Origin of the sequence: Citreimonas sp. (assembly GCF_042096055.1) — a bacterium.
Lineage (GTDB): Bacteria > Pseudomonadota > Alphaproteobacteria > Rhodobacterales > Rhodobacteraceae > Citreimonas.
In genome coordinates this window covers 33,653-39,840 of the sequence record NZ_JBELMH010000020.1, presented here as the reverse complement: position 1 = coordinate 39,840, position 6,188 = coordinate 33,653, and the positions used below count along the sequence as shown (strand labels likewise).

6 protein-coding genes are annotated in these 6,188 nt (G+C 68.5%); 2 read left to right on the top strand and 4 right to left on the bottom strand.

Translation table 11 applies throughout. The annotated features are described in order from the left end of the window. Both gltA and gltX read right to left on the bottom strand, forming a co-directional pair. A partial coding sequence (gene gltA / locus ACFDTC_RS06875; RefSeq protein ID WP_375258139.1) for a citrate synthase occupies nucleotides 1–937 on the bottom strand: 937 nt, incomplete at its 3' end. A gap of 79 nt (nucleotides 938–1,016) precedes the next feature. Then, nucleotides 1,017–2,432: a glutamate--tRNA ligase gene (gene gltX, locus ACFDTC_RS06870; RefSeq protein WP_375258138.1), complete on the bottom strand. Its 1,416-nt coding sequence runs from the start codon at nucleotides 2,430–2,432 to the stop codon at nucleotides 1,017–1,019. Between the two features lie 74 nt (nucleotides 2,433–2,506). Here gltX and ACFDTC_RS06865 point away from each other — a divergent pair, with 74 nt between their 5' ends. Then, nucleotides 2,507–4,042, top strand: coding sequence for a ComEC/Rec2 family competence protein (locus tag ACFDTC_RS06865; protein ID WP_375258137.1), 1,536 nt, complete (start codon nucleotides 2,507–2,509; stop codon nucleotides 4,040–4,042). Next, nucleotides 4,042–4,635, top strand: coding sequence for a hypothetical protein (locus ACFDTC_RS06860; RefSeq protein ID WP_375258136.1), 594 nt, complete (start codon nucleotides 4,042–4,044; stop codon nucleotides 4,633–4,635). Before ACFDTC_RS06865 ends, ACFDTC_RS06860 begins: the two co-directional genes overlap by 1 nt. On the opposite strand, the gene lexA is transcribed toward ACFDTC_RS06860, so the two are convergent. Together lexA and ACFDTC_RS06850 are read right to left on the bottom strand one after the other, a co-directional pair. Continuing rightward, complete coding sequence (gene lexA / locus ACFDTC_RS06855) at nucleotides 4,592–5,278, bottom strand: transcriptional repressor LexA (RefSeq protein ID WP_375258135.1); 687 nt, start codon at nucleotides 5,276–5,278, stop codon at nucleotides 4,592–4,594. The genes ACFDTC_RS06860 and lexA overlap by 44 nt on opposite strands. A gap of 70 nt (nucleotides 5,279–5,348) precedes the next feature. Then, on the bottom strand, nucleotides 5,349–6,188 hold an 840-nt coding region (locus tag ACFDTC_RS06850), incomplete at its 5' end, for a molybdopterin molybdotransferase MoeA (RefSeq protein WP_375258134.1).

Here is a 6,188-nt window from a genome sequence, read left to right as displayed (position 1 = left end):
TCTTGTAGACCCGGTGGCCGAAGCCCATCAGGCGGAACGGATCGTTCTTGTCCTTCGCCCGTGCGATGTACTCGGGGATGCGGTCGGGCGAACCGATTTCCTTCAACATCTCGAGGCAGGCCTGGTTGGCGCCGCCATGCGCCGGGCCCCAGAGGCAGGCGATGCCGGCCGCGATGCAGGCGAACGGGTTCGCGCCCGAGGAAGAGGCCAGCCGCACGGTCGAGGTCGACGCGTTCTGTTCGTGGTCCGCGTGCAGCGTGAAGATCCGGTCCATCGCGCGGGCCAGGATCGGGTCGATGTTGTACTGCTCGGCCGGCACGGCGAAGCACATGTGCAGGAAGTTCGCCGCGTAGTCGAGATCGTTGCGCGGATACACGAAGGGCTGGCCGATCGAGTACTTGTAGGCCATCGCGGCGATCGTCGGCATCTTGGCGATCAGGCGGTGGCTTGCGATCTCGCGCTCGCGCGGAGAGCTGATGTCGGTGCTGTCGTGGTAGAACGCGGCCATCGCGCCCACGACACCCACCATGATCGCCATCGGATGCGCGTCCCGCCGGAAGCCCCGGAAGAAATTGTGCATCTGCTCGTGGATCATCGTGTGATGCGTGATCGTGTTCTCGAACTCCTCGAGCTGCTGCGCCGAGGGCAGCGAGCCGTAGAGCAGAAGGTAGCAGACCTCGAGGTAGTGCGATTTCGCCGCCAGCTGGTCGATCGGGTAGCCGCGGTGCAGCAACTCACCCTTGTCGCCGTCGATGAAGGTGATCGTGCTGTCGCAGCTTGCCGTCGAGGTGAAGCCGGGATCGTAGGTGAAGACGCCCGCCTGCGCGTAGAGCTTGCGGATGTCGATCACGTCGGGGCCCGCGGTGGGCGAATGGATCGGCAGTTCGAAGGACTGTCCGTCGATGGTCAGCGTTGCGGTCTTGGGGCTATCGGCCATGCGGCGTCCCTTCTCTTGCGGTGGGGCGGGGCCACCCGAGGCCCGCGCGATTGGAATATCACTAGACCGGGTGCCGGGATCAAGCCTCGGCGTCGGCCGCGGCGCGGGTGAGCCGAGCAAGGCTTTCTTCCCGGCCCAGAACGAGCATCATGTCGAATACGCTTGGGGTCACGGCGCGGCCGGCGAGAGCGGCCCGGAGCGGACCGGCCAGCTTGCCGAACGTCGTCCCCCGATCCTGCGCGAACCGGTTCATCACCGCCTCCAGATCGTCCCGGCTCCAGCTAGCATTTTGCAGCTGCGGCGTCAATGCGCCCAGTATACCACGGGATACTGGGTCGAGCGCCTTGGCGGCCTTCTCGTCCGGTACAATCGGCGGCGATTCCAGCACGAAATGGGCTTTTTCAAGCAGTTCCGGGTAGGTTTTCGCACGATCTTTCAGGCAATACATGGCCTTGGAAAGCCCTTCCCGTTGTGCCTCGGTCAAGGCCAACTGGCCCGTCGCGGCAAGAAAAGCCTCGATTTCATGCAGCAGCGCAGCATCGTCCATGACGGCAATGTGCTGGCCCGAGAGATTGTCGAGTTTCTTGAAGTCGAAGCGCGCGGGGCTGCGGCCGATCCCGTCGAGGTCGAACCATTCCTGCGCCTGCGCGTCCGAGAAGAACTCGTCGTCGCCGTGGCTCCAGCCCAGCCTCGCGAGGTAGTTGCGCATGCCGGGCGCGGGGTAGCCCATTTTCTGGTACTCGTCGACGCCGAGCGCGCCGTGGCGTTTCGACAGCTTCTTGCCGTCAGGGCCGTGGATCAGCGGGATATGCGCCCAGACCGGCACGTCCCAGCCCATGGCGTGGTAGATGCCCATCTGTCGCGCGGCATTGTTGAGGTGGTCGTCGCCGCGGATCACGTGCGTGACGCCCATGTCGTGGTCGTCCACCACCACGGCGAGCATGTAGACCGGCGTGCCGTCCGAGCGCAGCAACACCATGTCGTCGAGGTTGTCGTTGCCGATGCGGACGTCGCCCTGCACCCGGTCGCGTATTACCGTCTCGCCCTCGGTCGGGGTCTTCAGACGGATCACGTACGGGGCGTCGGGATGCGTGGCGGGATCGGCGTCTCGCCACGGGCTGGTGAACAGGGTCGAGCGTCCTTCGGCCCGCGCTGCCTCGCGGAACGCCTCGATCTCCTCCTGCGTCGTGAAGCACTTGTAGGCCGCCCCCTTTTCCAGGAGGGCGTGCGCGACCTCGGCGTGGCGTCCGGCACGCTCGGCCTGGCTGACCACGTCGCCGTCATGGTCGAGGCCCAGCCACGAAAGCCCGTCGAGGATCGCCTGCGTCGCCTGCGGGGTCGAACGCGCGCGGTCGGTATCTTCGATGCGCAGCAGGAACTTGCCCCCGCGGCCACGGGCGAACAGCCAGTTGAACAGCGCCGTCCGCGCGCCCCCGATGTGCAGGAAGCCGGTGGGCGATGGGGCGAAGCGCGTGACGACCGGACCTGTGGACATGGTTAACCCTATGGAAAGAAGATTGTGCCAGATGTTGCCGGTTCCTTAACCACGCAAGCGCGCAGGGGCAAGCAATGGCACGTCCGTCAGGCCCGATCGCGGCTGCCTTGGCGCGGCAGCGCGGTCACCTGTTTCCCTGGGTGCCGGTGTGCCTTGCCTGCGGAATCGGCCTGTATTTCTCGCTTATTGTCGAACCAGCGATCAGCGTCCTCTGGGCCGCGGGGCTTGTCGGGTTGGGCCTGACGGTGCTGGCGGGCCTCGCCATCGGTCCGCTGCCCGAGTGGGCGCGCGTCCCGGTGGTGGCGGTCGGTCTGGTCGCGCTGGGGTTCGGCCTGGCCGGCGCGCGCAGCCACGGGGTTGCGGGGCCGATCGTGGATTTTCGCTACTACGGCCCGGTCGAAGGGCGTGTGGTCGACATCGACCGGTCGGCCTCGGACGCGGTGCGTCTAACGCTGGACCGCGTGGTGCTTGCGCGCATGGCGCCGGACGAAACGCCGGCGCGCGTACGTGTTTCGTTGCATAACGAACAGGGTTATGCCACGGCGGCGCCGGGTGCGACCGTGATCCTGACCGGGCATCTGGGAGCGCCGGGGGGCGCGGTCGAACCGGGCGGCTTCGACTTCCGCCGGCACGCCTGGTTCCTCGAATTGGGTGCCGTCGGGTACACGCGAACGCCGATGCTGCTGCTCGCACCGGCCGGCGAGGGTCAGCACGTCTTCAAGGCCCGGATGTGGTTGTCCGAGCGCATGCGCGCCGTCCTGCCCGGAGAAACCGGCGCCTTCGCCGCGGCCGTGACCACCGGCGACCGGAGCGCCATGGGGCAGGCGACGCTGCAGGATCTGCGCGACACGAACCTCGCGCACCTGCTGGCCATCTCCGGCCTGCACATGGGCTTGCTCGCCGGCTTCGTCTTCGGCGCGTTGCGGCTGGGTCTCGTCGCGCTGCCGCTGACCCGCCACCGTGCCGCGGCCAAGCGCGTCGCCGCCTTCGGTGCGCTGGTCGCGGCCACCGGCTACCTCGCCCTCTCTGGCGGGAACGTGGCGACCGAACGCGCCTACGTCATGGCGGCGGTTGCGTTGGTGGCGGTGATGCTCGACCGGCGGGCGCTGAGCCTGCGCAGCGTCGCCTTGGCGGCGCTGATCGTGCTGGCCCTGCGCCCCGAGGCGCTGACGGGGCCGGGCTTCCAGATGTCCTTCGCCGCAACGACCGCGCTGGTGGCCACGTTCGAGCAGGTCAGCCGGCTGAACCGCCAGCGGGAAAAGCCCTTGCCCCGCTGGGTCGCGCCGGTGCTGTCGCTGGTCGTATCCTCCGCGATCGCGGGGCTGGCGACGGCGCCGATCGGCATGGCGCATTTCAACACGGTGGCGCATTACGGCCTTCTGGCGAACCTGGTGAGCGTGCCCGTGATGGGCCTGGTCGTGGTTCCTGCGGCGGTGGCGTCGGCGCTGTTGATGCCGTTCGGGCTCGACTGGATCGCGCTGCACGTGATGGGCCTCGGGCTCGACTGGATCCTGTGGGTCGCGCGCAGCGTCGCACAATGGGACGGCGCGGTCCGCCCGGTAGTGTCTCCGGGGCCGTGGGTGCTGCCGCTGATCGCCGCGGGGGGCTGATGCTGTGCCTGTTGCGCGGCCCGTTGCGCCTGGCCGGCGCCCTGCCGATCGTCGTCGCCGCGGCCTTGTGGAGCGTGGCCGAACGCCCGCACGTGCTGATCGCCGACGACGGAGGCCTCGTGGGGATCATGGGTCCGGAGGGGCGCGCGCTGTCGCGGGAAACAGGCGGCGGCTTCATCGCGGATGTCTGGCTGGAAAACGACGGCGACATGGCGGGGCATGAGGCATCGGCCCGCCGCTGGTCAGAGCCGGTCGAGGATCGGATCGCGCGCCATCCGTTCGGAACGGTCGAGATCGTGCACCTGCAGGGCAAGCGCGCCGCCGAGGCCTTCGGGCGTTGCACGCCCGGGCAGATCGTCGTGCAAAGCGATGGTGATCCGGTCACGGGCGATTGCCGGCTGTTCCACCCCACGACGCTGAAGCAGAGCGGCTCGGTCGCCCTCTGGCAGGCCGAGGACGGCATCCGCGTGGTGACGGATCGCGACCGAAGCGGGCGCCGGCTGTGGCACGGCGCCAGCCCCGAACCCGCGCCAGGGGTAATCGCGTGGCTCAGTACGTCCGGATCAGTCCCACGAGCCGACCCTGCACGCTGACCGAGCCTGCAGAAAGAACCCGCGCCTCGTAAGCCGGATTGGCGGCTTCGAGGATCACCATGTCACCGGAATGGCGGATGCGCTTCAGCGTCGCCTCGTAGCCGTCGACCTGCGCCACGACGATCTCGCCGTCGTCGGCATGGGCCGTCTCGCGGATGATGACCACATCCCCGTCGTTGATGCCTGCGTCAATCATCGAATCGCCGCGCACCTCGAGCGCGTAATGCCGCGCGCGGGTCGAGATCATGTGCCCCGGCACCCCGATGCCTGCGGGGGCGTCGTCGATCGCCTCGATCGGGCGGCCGGCGGCGATGCGTCCCAGCAGGGGCAGTTCCTGGACCGCGCCGTTCGACCGGGTCTCGCGGCTCTCGGTCTGCGACAACCCGCCGTCGATCACGCGCGGCGTGCCGGCGGGCGCCCCGCCGAGGCTTTCGGGTAGCTTCACGATCTCGATCGCACGGGCGCGGTGCGCCAGCCTGCGGATGAAGCCACGCTCTTCCAGGGCGGTGATCAGGCGGTGGATGCCGGACTTGGAGCGCAGGTCCAGCGCATCCTTCATCTCGTCGAAGCTCGGGGGCACGCCATCGCGCGCGACGCGCCGGTTGATGAATTCGAGCAGGTCGAGCTGCTTCCTGGTCAACATCTGTGCCCCTCCGGCAATTTTATTTTGTTCTACCGATGTTCCTGTTTTGTGTCAACACGGGCCTCCGTGCCTACAACGGGATGTAATCGACGGTCTCACCGGCGGCGCGGGCGCCGTCGCGTACCGGGCGCACGACCAGGGCGTCGGCCGCGCTCAACACGTGCAGCAGGCTGGAATCCTGGCGCTCGAACACCGTCAAGCCGTCGGGCGTATGCTTGGCCCGCATGTAGTGCTCGCGCGGCCCGTTGGCGGCGAGGTCATGGGCAAGCACGCCCTGCCGGCGCGGTACCGCCTGTGGCGGCAGTCCCAGCATCGCGCGTACCACTGGACCTACGAAGACGTGGCCGCAGACCATGGCCGAGACCGGGTTGCCCGGCAGGCCGATCATCACTGCGTCGCCAAGCCTGCCGCTCATCAGGGGCTTGCCCGGCCGCATGGCGACCCTGTGGAACGCGCGCTGCATGCCGAGCGTGGCGGCGACAGGCGCCACCAGGTCATGGTCGCCCACCGATGCGCCCCCGACGGTCACGATCAGGTCGGCGTCGTCGATCATGCCGAGCACGGTTGTCAGCGACGCGGTCGTGTCGCGCGCGATCGGCAGCAGGCGCGGCTCGGCCCCGAGGTCGCGCAGCAAGGCGTGCAGCCCGAATGTGTTCGACGCGACGATCTGGTCAGGACCGGGCCTCTCGCCGGGCATCACGAGCTCGTTTCCCGTGGCGATCAGCGCGACGCGCGGCCGCCGCGCGACCGGCACTTTTGCCACGTTCATGGCGGCGAGCAGCGCAATGTCTGCGCTGGCCAGCACGCGCGGGTAGGGCAGGCCGCTGCCGGCGCGAAAGTCGTTGCCGGCAGGGCGGATGTTGTCGCCGGTGTCGAGCTTGTCGCCGGGCGTGATCCGGTCGCCGTCGCG

What these genes read in the sequence shown, in the direction of transcription:
- gltX (WP_375258138.1), bottom strand. Translation starts at nt 2,432, where the DNA reads ATGTCCACAGGTCCGGTCGTCACGCGCTTCGCCCCATCGCCCACCGGC.
- ACFDTC_RS06865 (WP_375258137.1), top strand. Translation starts at nt 2,507, where the DNA reads ATGGCACGTCCGTCAGGCCCGATCGCGGCTGCCTTGGCGCGGCAGCGC.
- ACFDTC_RS06860 (WP_375258136.1), top strand. Translation starts at nt 4,042, where the DNA reads ATGCTGTGCCTGTTGCGCGGCCCGTTGCGCCTGGCCGGCGCCCTGCCG.
- lexA (WP_375258135.1), bottom strand. Translation starts at nt 5,278, where the DNA reads ATGTTGACCAGGAAGCAGCTCGACCTGCTCGAATTCATCAACCGGCGC.